A 16,995-nucleotide genomic window follows, 5' to 3' on the forward strand; every position below is an offset into this window, starting at 1 on the left:
AAATTTTGATTGGTTTCAGATGCACTTTGAATATTGCTTCACGACCTTTTACATCGGGTTTATCGATAGAAATTTGTCTATCAAAACGCCCCGGGCGAAGTAAAGCAGTATCCAATACATCGGGCCGGTTTGTAGCTGCCAGAACTATGATTCCGCTTTCGCCGCTAAAACCATCCATTTCAACCAATAACTGGTTCAATGTATTTTCCCTTTCATCGTTGCTCATCATCATGTTCTTTCCTCTTGCACGGCCAATGGCATCAATTTCATCAATGAATATGATACATGGTGCTTTTTCTCTTGCTTGTTTAAACAAATCACGTACCCGGCTTGCACCAACACCTACAAACAACTCAACGAAATCAGAACCTGACATCGAGAAGAAAGGCACCTGGGCTTCACCTGCCATTGCTTTTGCAAGCAGGGTTTTACCGGTTCCCGGAGGGCCAACCAGCAAAGCGCCTTTTGGTATCTTTCCACCAAGTGCTGTATATTTTTTGGGATTCTTAAGAAAATCCACGATTTCCATCACTTCTACTTTTGCCTCATCAAGGCCAGCTACATCTGCAAATGTGATATTTACTTTTGCGCCCTTATCAAACAAAGTTGCTTTTGACTTGCCAATATTGAAGATGCCACCAGGGCCGGCACCACCACCTGCTCCACCACCCATTTTTCGCATTAGCATAACCCAGATCAATACGATAACGAGTAAAGGAAGTAGGAAATTCAGGAAAGGCCCGAACCATTCACCTTCCATAACAGGCTTGTAAGGAGTATCTGCAATTGCAGGATTATCTTTCAGTTCTTCGAGTAAACGTTTTTCAAATTCGTCTGTTTTTGTAACAGTAAATTCAAAATGCGGTCCTTCAGCTTTAGTGCCTGGCCAGCTTTTACTTAGTTTATCTTTATAGTAAGGTTTCGCAAGGCTGTCTTTCTTTATATAAACCCTTACCAGGTTTTTATTTGTTACAAGCACGAGTTTTTCTACATCACCTGGCTTGAGCATTTTCTCTGTGAACTCTAATTCGGAATCAATTTGTTTTGCATCCGGAGTAAATGAACCAAAAATCTGAAAGCCTACCAAAACCGCAAAAATTATCGCCCAGATCCAATAGATGCTGAATCGGGGTCCTTTGCGCGGATTATTATTATTATCATCTCTTGGTCTCAACCGGGGGAAATTACGGTCGTTTTGTCTTGAGTCGTCTTGTGACATCATTCTTGGTCTCCTAGGTTCTTAATTTAATTGTAATATTGTTTTTTTGAGTTAGCATCTGCTCATTGTGATTGATGAACCTTAACTATTAATCACGATCAACAGATATCAACTATAAGTGTTCTTCGCTCAGTGCATCGCTCCACATTTCCTCGAGCTTATAAAATTTGCGGGTTTCTGGTTGCATTACATGCACTACAACATTTATGTAGTCTACAAGTATCCAGTGAGCAGCCTGCTGTCCTTCATGACGATAAGGCGACTCTTCGGTAACCTGTTTCACATAAAATTCAACATAGTCACTGATGGCTTTTACCTGAGTTGTACTGTTAGCTTCGCAGATAATAAAATAATCAGCTACAGCTTCAGGAATTTTTCTTAGATCCAGGGAAATAATGTTTGATCCCTTTTTCTCCTGGATAGCATGTATTATTGCTTTAAGTATTTTTGAATTTTTCGTTAACCTGGCAACACCGTTTCTTTTCCGGCGGGTTGATAACTTAGAAAGTTGTTCCAATAATCAAAACTTTTAATGAACAATTATGTGTTATAAGGTGAAGGACGATTTAGTTCCGTCTATATTCTAATTTTGCACAAATCAAAAATAGTAATCTTTTGTCATATCCTGCCACCTTTGATACTATCGGTCAACCTTTTATATTGCTGACGACGGTTGATAGCACCAACAACTATGCCATGGCACAGGCCCATGCGGGAATGGCCACCCCTGGAACTGCTTATTTTGCACTCGAACAAACAGCCGGAAAAGGGCAGCGCGGCAAAACCTGGAAGTCGCAGCCTGGGCAGAATATCATTATGAGCCTTAATCTTAGTCCAGGCAAGGCTTTGATCGATAAATTCTTCATGTTGTCGGCCTCTGTTTCCCTGGCTTGTTATGATTTTTATAAAACGCTGGCAGGACAAGAAACCTCTATTAAATGGCCCAATGATTTGTACTGGCGTGACAGAAAGGCAGGGGGGATCCTCATAGAAAACATAATAGGCCAACCGGACAAAAGCTGGAAATGTTCGGTTGCGGGCATAGGCATAAACATTAACCAGACAGAATTCGGCGATTTCAGTCACCGCGCGGTCTCTCTCCGCCAGATAACCGGCAAAGAAGAATCAGTGACCATGCTCGGCAAGGAGCTTTGCATTTATGTACAGAACCGCATGAATGCCTTTTATGCCGGGGATTATTTACAAATTCTTGAAGACTATAACCAGGCATTGTTTATGCGCGGTCAGAAAGTGAAGCTGAAACAGGGTTCTATTGTTTTCCAGACAACAATAACAGCGGTCGACATGCTTGGTCAGTTGATTGTTTCGGATACTCTCGAGCGCTCATTTGGATTTGGAGAAATTGAATGGGTATTTTCATAGATTAAAACCATATTAAATTGCCTGTAAATGCAGTATAGAATAAAAGAGAATTCACCCTTTGCGAGACTGGGCGCCTGGAAACTAAGAACAAGTCGCATGGCTATGACAATTGGCAATACCATTCATCTACATAACACTTCAAAGCAAGAGTTCCTGGATGATCACCGCTGGGTAAAACACGAACTCAAACACGTAGAGCAGTACCAGCAATTTGGGCTGATCGGATTTCTCTGGAAATATTGCATCGAAAGCATTCGCCGCGGTTATCATAATAACAGGTTTGAAATCGAAGCCCGTGAAGCAGAATCATCTCCCGAAATCTAGAGCCGCGATCTCTTCAGCATGTTGTTTGTTTTTTGGCCTTAGGAAAACCTTAGCGATCACACCCTTTTCGTTGATTAAAAAGGTGGTCCTGTAAAGCCCCATATATTTACGGCCATACAATTGTTTTTCACCCCAGACTCCATATTTGTCGATGATCTTATGTGTAGGATCAGCAATGAGCCTGAAAGGCAGGTTGAACTTCTGCTCAAACTTTTTGTGTTTAGGTGCTTCATCGGGACTTACCCCGATAACCTCAAAACCTTTGCTGATTAAAATGGAATAATTATCACGGAGGTTGCAGGCCTGGACGGTACAGGTCGGGGTATCATCCTGCGGATAAAAATATAAAACCACTTTTTTCGCCCTGAGATCAGATAGCTTAAACGGTTCTCCGTTCTGATCAAAGCCAGTGAATTGCGGTGCCTTATCTCCTTCTTTTAATGTTATCATTTTTTACCTGGACTTTTGAGCTTGTCATCTTGTAAACCTGAATGAGCGGACGGTTGAATTGCCAGCTTCGTCTTCTGCATAAATTTTTAGCTCGTGATTACCGGGCGGGCATTTTTCATCAAAAGAATAGATGAAGTTGCGGCCTTTGTCGTTTGTAAATCGTAGCCATTTACCATCCAGTTCAGGCTTTACATTTTTAAACTTACCAAGGTTATCTTTTACGGTGAACACAATCCGCGAAGCTTTACTTAGGTTAGAACCATCTGCAAAGCCCATTGGTACGATCACGGGTGGATCGGTATCTACTAATAATTTGTAGGAACCGAAATCACGGAAATTTGCTGAGGCCCAGCCATCTTTCCATTCAACTTTCATCACGTTATTTTTCAAGCCGGCAGTCCATTGCATAACAGTCCTGGATTGTTCAAGTTCGTTCAACGCCCTGGTTGGTTTTATCCTGATCAGAAATGGTTCCTGCAGCGGGATGTAAGGGGCGCCAATAGTATGCTGGGCGGAAATGGATACAGGGGTTGCCAATGCTACTTTTGTGTAACGGATATTCACTTCGTCATAAAGGCATTTCTCACCAATATAAAATTCGCAATCTTCTGACTCGAAACCATCGAGCATCAGGGGATGAAAAATTTTACCGTTTGATGGTAAGGCCGAAGCAGCTATGCTGCCTGCTTTATACTGAACCTTATAGTTTAGTACCGACTGATTGTTATTAGCATCCCTGGCTTCAATCCTGATTTCATGTACTTCCCCATTGCTCAGATCCAATACTCCATCTCCGGTGAACTGATTATAAATGGAGTTTACATAACCGGGAAGTTCAGACAAATGTTGAAGCCAGGCTCCACCATTGGCTTTTATACGATAATCGGTGTGAGCATTCAGGTACCGGGTATCATTGTAGCTGATGTTGTCCATCCTGAAATCAACCACAGCAGTGCCATCCACATATAACAACCCTTCGTAGATGCCATTCAAATTTGATGACCCGCTCTGGGTATCAAACGAGGTAATCGCAAAACTTACGATTGGTGAATTAACTGTTATGAGGCCGGGACTTGTCACAAAATTGCCTGCTCCTGTCGCTTTCACAGGAATCAGTTTCGGCGATTGTTCATAGACGCTTTTGGTCCGGTCATAAATTCCCAGGCGGAGAATGGAGGGCCGGGTATTGTCCACGATTGGGAAACCAAAAAGCATTGGATTGAGATTAACATCATTTACAGTGCGCCTGATTTCAAAATGAACATGTGGTGCCTGTGAGCCTCCCGTGTTTCCACTATAAGCGATAAAATCTCCTTTCTTTACGGGAAACTGATCAGGCGAAAGCTCTAGTAATGTGCTCCACAATTCCTGTTTATACTGTTGTTCTTTTAACCAGGCTTCGAGTTGTGGATTAAAATTGTTCAGGTGCGCATATAAGGTAGTATAACCATTGGGATGAGTAATATAGATAGCTCGTCCGAAACCCGCAGATTCAATCTTGATGCGGGATACATAGCCATCGGCTGCAGCATGAACCGGTAGATTTTCGCGGGCAAGAGTTTTCAGATCAAGGCCCATATGATAGTGATTCGGCCTGAGTTCACCGAAATTGCCGCTCAGGGAAATAGGAATATTCAAGGGGCTCCTGAAATAACCTTTCGGATAATCTATCGTTGGTGGTCTTTGAGCAAATGAAATCCGTGAAATGAAAACTAAAGCCAGGAGAAAAAATCTCATCAGTAAAATTTATCGGTTAGTAGGTTGCAAAACTAAGGCCTTTGAAAATAATGGCCTTATTATTGCCATCTCCTTAATGGTTAGTACTTGTTAAAGAATTAAGAATTCCGGCTTCTTTTAAAGATAAATTTAAAAATGGAACAGCTTTTGGCATCATGGCTGTGTCTAAGAAATTATGAGATATTAAATTCACCAGTGTATGAAAAAGATTTATCACAGGACCATTTTACTAATTGCTATTACCATCGGCAGCATTGTGGGAATTATTAAGGGTACCGAAGCGAAGCAGAAATGGATGTTTAAAATCAAGATCCGCAACGAAGAAAAGCGCCAGCTCGCGCAACAGAAAAAGTTGTTAAAGGGTGGTGGTGTAGCTCTCGACGACATTGAAATTGCAGCTTATCACAAAAGCTAAAGTCAAAAGTAAACAGATCAAAATATAACCAATCCAAACAACCCTGCGCTCAATCGCAGGGTTTCTTATTTGAAGCCCCCGCATGAAGCTCCCGCAGCGATTATTACTGCATTTAGATTTGCTGTTTTGGGAAATACACAGGTAAATAACTGGTTATTAACCCTAAAAAAATTATCCCGCAATTAACTTCTGCTACCTTACTTTTGCGCAATTTGTTTTTAAAAAATAGTCAATTCAGATATGCCAAAAGATTCTTCCATTAAGTCAGTTTTAATCATCGGTTCGGGACCAATTATTATCGGACAAGCCTGTGAATTTGATTATTCAGGTACCCAGGCAGCCAGGAGTTTGCGAGAAGAAGGGGTTAAAGTTTACCTCATCAATAGCAATCCCGCTACAATCATGACAGATCCGATGATGGCTGACAAAGTTTACCTACTTCCTCTGACAGCAGAAAGCATCGAACAAATACTGGAAGAAAACCAGATTGATTCGGTGTTGCCGACCATGGGTGGCCAAACAGCCCTTAACCTGGCAAAGGAGTGCGAGGATCTCGGTCTATGGGAAAAATTCGGAGTCAGGCTTATCGGTGTTGATATAAAGGCCATCGACAAAGCAGAGGATCGTGAAAAATTCAGGCAATGGATGATCCAGCTTGGGGTTTCAGTTGCCCAGGCAAAAACCGCAAACTCATTTCTTGAAGGAAAAGAATTTGCCCAGGAGATAGGTTTTCCGCTTGTTATCCGTCCTTCATTTACACTTGGCGGTACCGGTGGTGGCTTTGTACATGATAAGCATGATCTTGATGAAGCACTAACCAGGGGTCTGACAGCATCTCCAATCCATGAAGTACTTGTTGAAAAAGCCGTTCTTGGCTGGAAGGAATTTGAACTTGAACTACTGCGGGATGCGAATGATAATGTCGCAATCATCTGTACAGTTGAAAACTTCGACCCGATGGGAGTTCATACCGGGGACTCAATAACCGTCGCTCCTGCCATGACCCTTAGTGACACGGCTTTTCAGCTGATGAGGAACACGGCTATCATGATGATGCGCGATCTCGGGAACTTTGCCGGCGGTTGCAATGTTCAGTTTGCACTTAATCCGGATACAGAAGAAATCATTGCTATAGAGATCAATCCCCGTGTAAGTCGTTCATCGGCCCTGGCTTCAAAAGCTACCGGCTACCCGATCGCCAAGATTGCAGCTAAACTCGCAATCGGCTATAACCTCGACGAGCTTAAAAATCAAATTACCGGAAATACTTCAGCCTATTTCGAGCCGGCGCTCGATTACGTAATTGTTAAACTGCCGAGATGGAATTTTGATAAGTTTAAAGGAGCAGATGATACACTTGGCCTCCAGATGAAATCTGTTGGTGAAGTAATGGCCATTGGCCGCAGTTTTACAGAAGCTGTACAGAAAGCTTGTCAAAGTCTAGAGAACAATGCAGTGGGACTTGGTTACTATGGCAAAAGCCTGATGAACGGGGAAGAACTGCTCGAGTATATAAAGAAACCCAAATGGGATCGGATTTTCAGGATCAAGGATGCCCTGATGGCAGGTGTTTCGGTCAATTCTATTTCCAAAGCAACCAATGGAATTGATCGCTGGTTTCTCTACGAGATCCAGAAGATCTGCACCATGGAAAAGGAAATTATCAAATACAAACTGGAGACGCTTCCTCTTACAGTATTAAAAGATGCAAAACGCCTGGGCTTCAGTGATGAGCAGATCGTCAGGATCATGAATGATGGTACTGAAGACGCAGTTTATGAGAAAAGAAAAGCTGCCGGCATAACCAGGGTTTTCAAAATGGTTGATACCTGTGCTGCGGAATTTGCTGCAAAAACGCCATATTTCTACTCCACATTTGAAAACGGCAATAGCAACGAAAGTATAGTAACCGACAAAAAGAAGATCATAGTCCTAGGCAGCGGACCCAACAGGATCGGCCAGGGAATTGAGTTTGACTATTGCTGTGTACATGGGCTGCTTGCAATAAAGGAATGCGGTTATGAAGCAATAATGGTGAACTGCAACCCTGAAACTGTTTCTACTGATTTTGACATTGCTGATAAACTTTACTTCGAACCGGTTTACTGGGAACATCTCTGGGAAATCATTGAACATGAAAAACCGGAAGGAGTGATTGTTCAGCTTGGTGGTCAGACTGCTCTAAAACTTGCAGAAAAACTTCATGAAAAAGGAATAAAGATCATAGGAACTTCATACGATAGTATGGATATAGCGGAAGATCGTGGCCGGTTCAGCGATATGCTTAAAGAGCTGGAAATTCCATATCCAGAATATGGAACTGCAACGGGCGTTGATGAAGCAATTGAAGTTGCAAACCGGGTTGGTTATCCCGTGCTTGTTCGCCCGAGTTATGTTTTAGGTGGACAAAGAATGCGGATCGTGATCAATGATGACGAAGTAGAAAACGCCGTAGTTAGCCTTCTGAAACATATACCTGGCAATAAAATCCTCGTGGATCATTTCCTTGATCGTTGCCAGGAAGCTGAGATTGATGCGATATTTGATGGAACCAACTTTCATGTAATGGGAGTAATGGAACATATCGAACCTGCGGGTATACATAGTGGAGATAGCAATGCAGTATTACCTGCCTTCAACCTCACTCCACTTGTTGTAACAACAATGGAACACTATGCTGAGAAAATTGCAAGGGCACTTAATATTAAAGGCCTGATCAATATCCAGTTTGCAATAAAAGATAGTAAAGTATTCGTGATCGAGGCGAATCCGCGGGCTTCGCGTACCACACCTTTTATCGCAAAGGCGTACCAGATTCCTTACCTGAATGTAGCGACCAAGATTATGATCGGTTCACATACTCTTAAGGACTTCAAGTTTGAAAAGAAGTTAAAAGGATTTGCTATTAAAGAGCCGGTTTTTAGTTTTAATAAGTTCCCCGGTGTGAACAAGGAGTTAGGACCGGAAATGAAAAGTACCGGTGAAGCTATCCGTTTCATCAAAGATCTCAGGGATCCTTATTTCAGACAACTATATAAAGACAGGAGCATGTACCTGAGTAAATAATCAGCGATTACAGTTATAGGCTTAAAATTAAGATTACAGTTTATAGTATAAAATTAAGATTACAGCTAATCTGACGTAAGAAAAAGTTTCCCTCATCAGGAAGCTTTTTCTTTAACTCAAACTTCAACAAGCCTGTTTCGGATAGCATACAACACAAGTCCCACCCGCGTTTTAACCTTTAACTTTTCAAAAAGGTTATTGCGATAATCATCAAGTGTTCTTGGACTCACGAACATTTTACCTGCAATATCTTTGTAAGTCATTTCCGAGCAGATCCATTTTAGTAGTTCTTTTTCTTTTTCGGAAAGAGTCACCCGGTCATCCGGCCTGTCGAGATCTTTGTTTAAGCCACTAACTATCTTACCTGAAATATATTCAGAGAGGTAAAAATCCTTCTCAAGCACTGAATGCAGTGCTTCCTTCAGTTCTTCCGGTTCAGCGTTTTTGAGTATATAACCTTTAGCTCCAAGCTTCAGCATCCTGATGATTATATTTTCATCACTGAACATAGATAAAGCCAGCACTTTCACCTGTGGAAAGTTGGTATGAAGCCACTGGGCGGTCTGATAACCGTCCATATCCGGCATGTTCACGTCAAGCAATACGATATCCGGAATGATATGTTTTCCAAGTTTTGACTTGATTTCATTGCCATTGTTGGCTTCGAACAAAACGGTGAAATTCTCGAATGAATTGATAAGTTTTGCCAGCGCCTGCCGCAGAAGACTATGATCGTCCGCGACTGCCACCTGAATTTTTTTGATAACTGCAGCCATACCTGTTGAGAAACTTTAATATGGTAAAGGTAACGCTACTATAACAGTAGTTCCATTTCCCGGTGAACTTTGAAAAGAAATTTCTCCACCAATCAGTTTAGCGCGGTTAGCCATGCTCTTTAGGCCGACTCCGCTGCTCGGGGAAGCATTGTCCCTTTTGTCTGTTATATTAAAGCCCACCCCGTTGTCCCGGATTTTCATAACAAAAAGATTACTGGCTGAAACGGTAATTGAAACGTCCACCCTTGTGGCTTTCGAATGCTTGAGGATATTATTGATATTTTCCTGGAAGATTCTGAACAGGAATATTGCTTTCTGACTATCCGCGAGTTGCTCATCCGAAGGGGCATCAAAAGTGACCTGTAATAAACCTGCTTTTTTGAGATTATCCAGTTCGAAACCTATTGATTCGCTGAGACCGATCTGTGCGATACGGTCGGAATGGAGACTTTTTGTAAGATCTGCCAGGTCAAATATTGCCTTGTTCAACATCTGCCTGATATTGTATACGCCCTCGTAGATGGGATCTTCTTTTTCGATCGGAAGAATAGCAAGCGACAGTTTTACTACTGAAAGCACCTGACCTATATTATCATGCAACTCCTGGCCGATAGTTTTGAAAGTCTCCTCCTGGATTTCTAGTTGTGTTGTGAGCAGCTCCTGGTCATATTCCTTTTTTATCCGGACTATTTCCTGCTCCTGTCGATGTTGTTTTCTTTGATACAAAAACAGAATTGTTACAATGAAACCAACTAAAAGTAATGCAAGAACTCCTCCAACTAAAATAATGACATAGATTTCCTGATTCCGATCCTGCATAAGAATGCTATAGTGAACAATGAATATAATAAACAATTCATTAGGTTCAGTAGCGATGATATATTGTCAATGATAACCTTTGGAAGGGTTCTTATGAAGTTAGTTAGACTGAAAATCGGAAAAGTACAGCAATAGAAAAACAGTAATGCTGTACAAATCCAGAAGGCCGGCTCTCTTATTAACTCAATGGAATTGGCCGATTGAAATAATTCCAGGAAATAATAAATACACATGGATACAATTATCAAACAACCTAAGGCATAAGTAATGGAATGAAAACCTTCGATTTGTATAAACAGTATATTTAATAACACTACTACCGGGTACATTATCATTAATACCTGAACAACCTGTCTTACCTTTTTTGATTTAACTGCCTGGAGCAATATGAAAGAGTAAAAAAGAAATTCAAACACTCCAAAAAAACTATAGAGATTTGCTGTAGTCAATCCACGCGACCACCTGTAGTTTCCAACGCATTCAATGATAAAAGTTATGCCCAGATAAAAAGGAAAGGCTTTTAAATAAAGCTTGTCGGCCTGGTTATTAAAAATATTGATCAGGCTGGCAATAAAACTGATTCCAATAAAAAATATGTAGATAGGTATATCCATCACTGGAAACAAAGAACGGAATTGTTTTCAATAACAGCAAAACCTCCACTAGATGGAGGTTTTGTTATTATTGAAAAAGCGACTTAAATTAAATTAAGGTCAAGCCATTTTCACCTCTGTCAACTAATGTGAGGCCCAATCCCCAATCCAGATCAGAACCGGGAGCAATGCCATCTTTGCAGAAAGGAGGGCACATCTTACCCATATTATAAGCAAGAATACTTGTGACATTTTCGGTAGTGGTGTAGATATCTTTATTTACTGTTCCTTCCTCTGCTTCTTTTGTTTTTGTTGCTACCATTACAACAGTTTGTCTACCGGCATATAAAGGTTGCTCAGTAAAATCCTTCGGATAAGCTGCAAAATACATTTTAACACCATCAGCACCGTTGTCTTTTGCATGGGCAAGAAAGTTTTCTAACTCTTCAACACTCCACCAAACGCTCAAAGAATCTTCCTTACCTATCCGCTCCGAGTTTTGTGCCCATCTTTCGTGTTTGTATTCACGAATTACAGTGTCTACATGTTTTGTATCAACGTACTTTCCAACATTAATCGAAGTTTTTTCTACTGTGATCATACCCTTATTATTTATATGTTTTTAGAGAATCAGATTGACTCAGTAAAAGTAATACAGAGAAAAGGGGCATCATAGTCACAAGCTCGTGCGTATCAATGAATTACAAATAGCGATTATTTATAAAGTCAAGACAGTCAACAATTAACGAGGTTTTCCGCAGAAATATACCGTTAATTTCCGGTATTTAAAACCGTAAAGTCCGCAGGCATTTCACCGTTGATTTACGGGGTCGAAAACCCCGTAAATCGATGGTACGAAAAACAGTGATAGAAATGTCTTCTAAAAAATGGAGGATCAACTATTTTAAATGACCTTAGTTAAGGTCCAAAAGGATAACACCCGTTTTTAACCTTCAATATCCAGCTTCAATTATACCAATATACCAAAAATTTGTCATCCGTATTATTGAGATCAAAATATTCCTTTGCAGAACCAGGCGAAATTTAGTAAGAGCCTTTCCTGATACCATCAACTGTTATTCCTTATCCTATAAACTTTCAGTGCTACCAATCATTTGAAAGGCAGATGATCATCAGAAAAAAACTACTCAGCCGGTTTTTTTCAACCCGATGAAATTAAGGACAGTATATAAATTCCACTGATGAATCTATATACTGTTCCTTTTTATAAGAACGCCCCGTTTGTAAGACTTGTTCTGCCATTTGCCTCAGGTTTATTAATTCAATGGTTTTGTAATTTTCATCTTTCGCTGTTAACCGGATCCATCTTCGCGATTGCATTCTTATTGTTCCTTTTCCATTTCCAACCGCTCAGATATCAATATGCCAGCAGGGCTTTTGCCGGTATCAGTATACATTTAATGGTGATGTTTTGCGGCTGCATCTGCATGTTTTGCACAGACGATAAAAATGATCCATCATCAGTATTTCAACAATATCAGCCAGGGTCTAAATTAATACTGACCATTAACGAACCGCTCACGGAAAAACCGGGTTCATACAAATCATCCGGAACGATAAACGGGATGATAAATGGCAAACGCGTTTATCACACAACAGGGATTGTGCTAATTTACTTTGAAAAGAACCCTGCACACCTAAAATTAAAATATGGTGACATAATCATAATTGCAGCAAAACTGCAACAGGTATCGAATACAGGCAATCCTGCCGCCTTCGATTACAGGCAGTATTGCTATTTACAGGGCATCCATTACCAGGTATTTCTAACGGAAGCTACTTACAAAATATCCAGGCAGAAATCGATTAATAAATTCCGGAATTTTATTTTTAATGCAAGACAGCAAGTAGTATCCGTGATGCAAAAATATATCCCCGGATCTAAAGAATCGGGTCTTGCACAAGCATTACTTATAGGATACAAAGACAACCTCGATAAAGAACTTGTCCAGGCATATTCAAATACGGGGGTTGTGCATGTGATAGCCATTTCAGGATTACATCTTGGATTAATATATGCGATACTAATATTATTAACCAGGAAGCTAAGGTACTCCACAACTGCCCGTGTTATACAGTTGCTGATAGTGATAGCTGGTATCTGGATTTTTGCTATTATGGCAGGCGCATCTGCTTCGGTAGTAAGATCAGCAGTAATGTTTACATGTATTGCTACAGGTAAAGTACTTGCGCGAAATTTATCTGTATATAATAGCCTTGCTGCTTCAGCCTTCCTGCTTCTTTGCTATAATCCTTTCTGGCTTTGGGACACAGGTTTCCAATTATCTTATGCAGCTGTTCTTAGTATAATAATTTATCAGAAGTCCGTCTCTCAACTGCTCCCATTCAGCAACAAAATCCTTTTGATAATCTGGAAAACCTGTGCTATCACATTATCTGCGCAGATACTTACTACACCGGTCAGCCTGTATTACTTTCACCAGTTTCCTAACTTCTTTCTCATCACTAATTTTGTGGCAATACCACTTTCAAGTATTATTCTTATTGCGGAAATTATGCTGTGTTGCATTGCATTTTTTAGCCCGCTTGCGTTTCTGATTGGCGAGCTCATCCATCATCTGATTGCAATGATGAATTGGTTTGTTGAACTGATAGATATTCTTCCTTTTGCAAACTGGAAATCCATACAGATAGATACTGTTCAACAGGTACTGCTATATGTTATTATTGCCGGGTTTTCATACTATTTTTTTCAAAAAGCCAAAACCGGAATTTGGGTTGCACTTTCCGGGATGATATCTTTTTTTATGATGCGTAGTTTATCATTTTATAATGCGGTCAACCAGCAGAAACTTATCGTATATAATGTTAGTAAATCATCTGCCCTAGAATTGATTGAAGGCAGAAATGCACTCTTCATTGCAGACACTTCAGTTAGTTCGAATCAGTTAGTTTTAAGGTTTAATATTAGTCCTTCGAGAATAGTTCATCGGATAAGCAATGTGTATTCACCCGAAGGTGGCACCGGTAAAAGTTACCTGCTGAGACATGGAGGAAAGCTTATCGTTTTCTCAAAATTCCCGGTGTACTGTTCCATAAAGCCAGATTTACTAATTGTTTCCGGGAATCCGCGTGGAAAATTTGTCAACTTCGCGAGAGGTGAACTACCTGTGATGGTGGTATTTGACAGCTCAAACCCCGCCTGGAAGGCCAGGGCCTGGTCGCAGGAATGTAAGTCGCTGGGTATACGTTATTCCGCTGTGTCGGATGAAGGTGCCTTTGTAATGAATTTGAATTAATATACTTTTGCGCCCTTGACACTAAATTCTTGCTTCACTACCTGTGCTTACCGGCTGCCGGGGCATTTAAACTCGATACATGAAAATTAAATCTGCGCTGATATCAGTTTTTTATAAAGATGGTCTTGAACCGATCGTAAAATTATTAAACGACCAGGGTGTTACCATCTATTCTACGGGTGGAACTCAGTCTTTTATTGAAAAGCTGGGAATAAAAGTAGTTCCGGTTGAGTCGCTCACTACTTATCCCTCAATTCTTGGTGGGCGGGTAAAGACTCTGCATCCATCGGTTTTTGGCGGAATACTGGGCAGGAGAGACAATCCGGATGATGTAAAAGAAATGGAGCAGTACAAGATTCCTGTTCTGGACCTGGTTATAGTGGACCTTTATCCCTTTGAGGAAACGGTCGCATCAACCAATGAGGAAAAATCGATTATAGAAAAAATTGATATTGGCGGGCCATCAATGATCAGGGGCGCAGCAAAAAACTTCAGGGATGTAGTGGTGATAGCCGCGAAAAAAGACTATCCTGAACTGGAAAACCTTCTTAGGGATCAGAATGGCGAGACCACCATTGAACAGCGGAAGAAATTCGCTGCCAGGGCTTTTGAGATCGTTGGTCATTATGACGTTGCTATCGCAAAATATTTCAACAAGGTAGACAGCCTTTATTTCCTGGAATCAAGTTTTGGACCGAAAACGATGCGATATGGCGAAAACCCGCACCAGACCGGTGTTTTCTACGGAGATTACAGCAAGACTTTCAACCAGCTTCATGGTAAAGAACTTTCATATAATAACCTGGTTGACGTAGATGCTGCGATCCAGCTAATCCATGAATTTGGTATATCCGGCAACAAAACCAATTCAACTTTTGCAATCATCAAGCACACCAATGTATGTGGTATTTCTCAAAGACCTACGGTGAAACAAAGCTGGGACGATGCTCTGGCCGGGGATCCGGAAAGTGCCTTTGGAGGTGTACTGGTTTGTAACAACACTATAGACCAGGAAACAGCCGCGGCAATAAATGAAATATTTTTTGAAGTGTTGATAGCTCCCGCTTTTAATGAAGACGCATTGCTTGTTCTTAAGTCAAAGAAAAATCGCATACTGCTTGAATTAAAGGATGTGAAGCTACCGGAGTTGCAGTTCAAATCCTTGTTGGGTGGGGTTCTTGTCCAGGGAACCGATATAGGGAGCCACACTAAATGGGAAGAAGTTGGTGGACTGGAATCTTCTCCTGAACAAAAAGAGAACCTGGAATTTGCCAATACTGTTTGTAAACATTTGAAATCAAACGCTATTGCTTTGGTAAAAAACAAACAGCTCGTGGGTAAAGGATGCGGTCAGACAAGCAGGATAGACGCTTTACGTCATGCTATAGAAAAAGCGCACCAGTTTCAGTTTGATCTTAATGATGCAGTACTTGCCAGTGATGCTTTTTTTCCGTTTAATGACTGCGTTCAGATCGGGCATGAGGCAGGTATCAGGGCCTTTATCCAACCTGGTGGATCAGTTCGTGACAAGGACTCTGTCGAATATTGTAAACAGCATAAGCTCGTGATGGTAATGACAGGAATGAGACACTTCAGGCACTAACATGATAATGGTCTTCAAATTTTGAACGCTTCACAACCAGGCCCGGTGAGAATCAGGGCCATGGCCGCGTTGGCCATGGTTTGCTTCTTCTGGGGAACTACCTGGATCGCAAGCGAAGAAGGAGTAGGGCATATGCCGGCGCTTCAGCTGGCGGGTATCAGGCAGTCATTTGGTGGTATTCTATATGTAATTTATTTTTTGGCTAAAGGATACAGGTTGCCAAAAGGCCGGGAATGGTGGCCGGTTTTTGTTCTAAGCCTGCTCAACTTTGTGTTGACAAACGGACTAACAACTTTGGGCCTTAAATATATCTCACCAGGACTTGGGGCAATTATCTCCGCCATTTTTCCTTTGTGGATTGTTGTAATCGGTTTGTTCCGGGACTCTACCCTGCCTCCTTTAAAAGCACTAACCGGACTGTTGCTCGGGTTTGCCGGGATCTGTATAATCTTTTATGACCATCTGAATGATTTTCTTGACGCAGACTTCCGCCAGGGAATCATCTTATCAATAATCGCTTCATGGACCTGGGCTTTCGGCACACTTTATACCAAGAGCCAGGCGACAAAATTTAATCCTTATTTCAGTGTTGGATTGCAGATGCTGATTTCAGGAATAATAATGGGTGGCATATCTGTGTTCAGTGGATCAAGCATCCCTCTGGTTGATATACCCTGGCAGGGATGGGCCGCAATAGCTTACCTGGTTGTTTTCGGTTCAGTAATTTCATTTGTGGCTTATCTCTATGCCTTGCAGCATTTGCCTACTGAACAGGCTTCTATCTATGCTTATATGAATCCTGTTGTGGCCGTTTTATCCGGCTTCCTGGTTTATGGTGATCCTCTTACAATTTATCTTGCAGTTGGCGGAGCGGTGATACTTTATGGAGTTTATCTTGTTAACAAGGTTTATCGAAAGGTATAGCTTTCCTGCTTCCAACGTCAATTTCGGATCGCCGCATGGTTGTTACCTGGTTAAATCGTTGATGTTGTACGTTCATGGCGTTCACTCGGTTCTTCACTCCGCCGGATGGGCCTTTCGGTTAGTTTGATTTGCCACTGTGATTCCTGGTTAATACCATTGTTCATGCCGTTCTCTGCTGTTGTCTCCGATCGGCTTTTTGTTCCCTGATCGGCTTTGTTAAGTATGCTTGTAGTGCTGGTTGCTGTTGGGCCCTGATCGGCTTGGGTAACTCCGAACAGGTCTCATGTATGAGAATGGTTTCTGCAAATGTGTAAATTTAAGTTGAAGCTTCTTTCATAAACACATTAAAACAGAAACCATGAAACAAAGTAAAACTTTAGATTTTAGCGGTACAACTATATTTTG

At 41.3% G+C, this 16,995-nt stretch carries 14 protein-coding genes; 7 read left to right on the plus strand and 7 right to left on the minus strand.

The genetic code is table 11. From position 1 onward, the window contains the following. Positions 1-1,222: ATP-dependent metallopeptidase FtsH/Yme1/Tma family protein (locus VK664_RS16550; protein WP_461399797.1), on the minus strand; the 1,222-nt coding region annotated here is incomplete at its 3' end. 109 nt (positions 1,223-1,331) lie between these two features. Next, positions 1,332-1,736 carry a ribosome silencing factor gene (gene rsfS / locus VK664_RS16555; protein ID WP_461399798.1) on the minus strand — a complete coding sequence of 135 codons (405 nt, stop codon included), beginning with the start codon at positions 1,734-1,736 and terminating at the stop codon, positions 1,332-1,334. Positions 1,737-1,834: 98 nt separating this feature from the next. Here rsfS and VK664_RS16560 point away from each other — a divergent pair, with 98 nt between their 5' ends. Beyond that, positions 1,835-2,602 carry a biotin--[acetyl-CoA-carboxylase] ligase gene (locus VK664_RS16560; RefSeq protein ID WP_461399799.1) on the plus strand — a complete coding sequence of 256 codons (768 nt, stop codon included), beginning with the start codon at positions 1,835-1,837 and terminating at the stop codon, positions 2,600-2,602. 27 nt (positions 2,603-2,629) lie between these two features. Then, positions 2,630-2,926, plus strand: a complete 297-nt coding sequence (locus tag VK664_RS16565; RefSeq protein WP_461399800.1) for an eCIS core domain-containing protein — start codon at positions 2,630-2,632, stop codon at positions 2,924-2,926. Here the strand turns inward: VK664_RS16565 and bcp are convergent. After that, positions 2,909-3,376 carry a thioredoxin-dependent thiol peroxidase gene (gene bcp, locus VK664_RS16570; RefSeq protein ID WP_461399801.1) on the minus strand — a complete coding sequence of 156 codons (468 nt, stop codon included), beginning with the start codon at positions 3,374-3,376 and terminating at the stop codon, positions 2,909-2,911. The two genes, VK664_RS16565 and bcp, sit on opposite strands and share 18 nt — an antisense overlap. Before the next feature lie 24 nt (positions 3,377-3,400). Then, positions 3,401-5,113 carry a M23 family metallopeptidase gene (locus VK664_RS16575; RefSeq protein WP_461399802.1) on the minus strand — a complete coding sequence of 571 codons (1,713 nt, stop codon included), beginning with the start codon at positions 5,111-5,113 and terminating at the stop codon, positions 3,401-3,403. A 199-nt stretch (positions 5,114-5,312) separates the two neighbouring features. On the opposite strand from VK664_RS16575, the gene VK664_RS16580 reads away from it, so the two are divergent. Together VK664_RS16580 and carB are read left to right on the plus strand one after the other, a co-directional pair. Beyond that, a complete protein-coding gene (locus VK664_RS16580) occupies positions 5,313-5,528 on the plus strand; it encodes a hypothetical protein (protein WP_461399803.1) in 216 nt (71 codons plus the stop codon). Between the two features lie 240 nt (positions 5,529-5,768). After that, the gene (gene carB, locus VK664_RS16585; protein ID WP_461399804.1) at positions 5,769-8,594 is read left to right on the plus strand and encodes a carbamoyl-phosphate synthase large subunit; all 2,826 of its coding nucleotides are present in this window, start codon (positions 5,769-5,771) and stop codon (positions 8,592-8,594) included. A 116-nt stretch (positions 8,595-8,710) separates the two neighbouring features. On the opposite strand, the gene VK664_RS16590 is transcribed toward carB, so the two are convergent. From VK664_RS16590 to VK664_RS16600, 3 genes are all read right to left on the minus strand, one after another. Continuing rightward, positions 8,711-9,370, minus strand: coding sequence for a response regulator (locus VK664_RS16590; protein WP_461399805.1), 660 nt, complete (start codon positions 9,368-9,370; stop codon positions 8,711-8,713). Positions 9,371-9,385: 15 nt separating this feature from the next. Continuing rightward, positions 9,386-10,189 (minus strand): sensor histidine kinase, encoded by an 804-nt coding sequence (locus VK664_RS16595; RefSeq protein WP_461399806.1) that lies wholly within the window; start codon positions 10,187-10,189, stop codon positions 9,386-9,388. 702 nt (positions 10,190-10,891) lie between these two features. Then, on the minus strand, positions 10,892-11,383 hold the full coding sequence (locus tag VK664_RS16600; RefSeq protein ID WP_461399807.1) for a hypothetical protein: 492 nt from the start codon (positions 11,381-11,383) through the stop codon (positions 10,892-10,894). Between the two features lie 601 nt (positions 11,384-11,984). Here VK664_RS16600 and VK664_RS16605 point away from each other — a divergent pair. The 3 genes from VK664_RS16605 (at position 11,985) to VK664_RS16615 (ending at position 16,590) form a co-directional block, all read left to right on the plus strand. Beyond that, positions 11,985-14,063, plus strand: coding sequence for a ComEC/Rec2 family competence protein (locus tag VK664_RS16605; RefSeq protein ID WP_461399808.1), 2,079 nt, complete (start codon positions 11,985-11,987; stop codon positions 14,061-14,063). A 79-nt stretch (positions 14,064-14,142) separates the two neighbouring features. Continuing rightward, positions 14,143-15,666, plus strand: coding sequence for a bifunctional phosphoribosylaminoimidazolecarboxamide formyltransferase/IMP cyclohydrolase (purH, locus tag VK664_RS16610; RefSeq protein WP_461399809.1), 1,524 nt, complete (start codon positions 14,143-14,145; stop codon positions 15,664-15,666). 21 nt (positions 15,667-15,687) lie between these two features. Next, positions 15,688-16,590 (plus strand): DMT family transporter, encoded by a 903-nt coding sequence (locus tag VK664_RS16615; protein ID WP_461399810.1) that lies wholly within the window; start codon positions 15,688-15,690, stop codon positions 16,588-16,590. Positions 16,591-16,995 lie beyond the last annotated feature (405 nt).

It is taken from the genome of Flavitalea sp., assembly GCF_035489435.1.
Classification (GTDB): domain Bacteria; phylum Bacteroidota; class Bacteroidia; order Chitinophagales; family Chitinophagaceae; genus DATHKG01.

Bases quoted from the DNA above. Each gene is read 5' to 3' on its own strand.
- VK664_RS16580 (WP_461399803.1), top strand. From the start codon at position 5,313: ATGAAAAAGATTTATCACAGGACCATTTTACTAATTGCTATTACCATC.
- carB (WP_461399804.1), top strand. From the start codon at position 5,769: ATGCCAAAAGATTCTTCCATTAAGTCAGTTTTAATCATCGGTTCGGGA.
- purH (WP_461399809.1), top strand. From the start codon at position 14,143: ATGAAAATTAAATCTGCGCTGATATCAGTTTTTTATAAAGATGGTCTT.
- VK664_RS16595 (WP_461399806.1), bottom strand. From the start codon at position 10,189: ATGCAGGATCGGAATCAGGAAATCTATGTCATTATTTTAGTTGGAGGA.
- bcp (WP_461399801.1), bottom strand. From the start codon at position 3,376: ATGATAACATTAAAAGAAGGAGATAAGGCACCGCAATTCACTGGCTTT.
- VK664_RS16590 (WP_461399805.1), bottom strand. From the start codon at position 9,370: ATGGCTGCAGTTATCAAAAAAATTCAGGTGGCAGTCGCGGACGATCAT.
- VK664_RS16565 (WP_461399800.1), top strand. From the start codon at position 2,630: ATGCAGTATAGAATAAAAGAGAATTCACCCTTTGCGAGACTGGGCGCC.
- VK664_RS16600 (WP_461399807.1), bottom strand. From the start codon at position 11,383: ATGATCACAGTAGAAAAAACTTCGATTAATGTTGGAAAGTACGTTGAT.
- VK664_RS16605 (WP_461399808.1), top strand. From the start codon at position 11,985: ATGAATCTATATACTGTTCCTTTTTATAAGAACGCCCCGTTTGTAAGA.
- VK664_RS16575 (WP_461399802.1), bottom strand. From the start codon at position 5,113: ATGAGATTTTTTCTCCTGGCTTTAGTTTTCATTTCACGGATTTCATTT.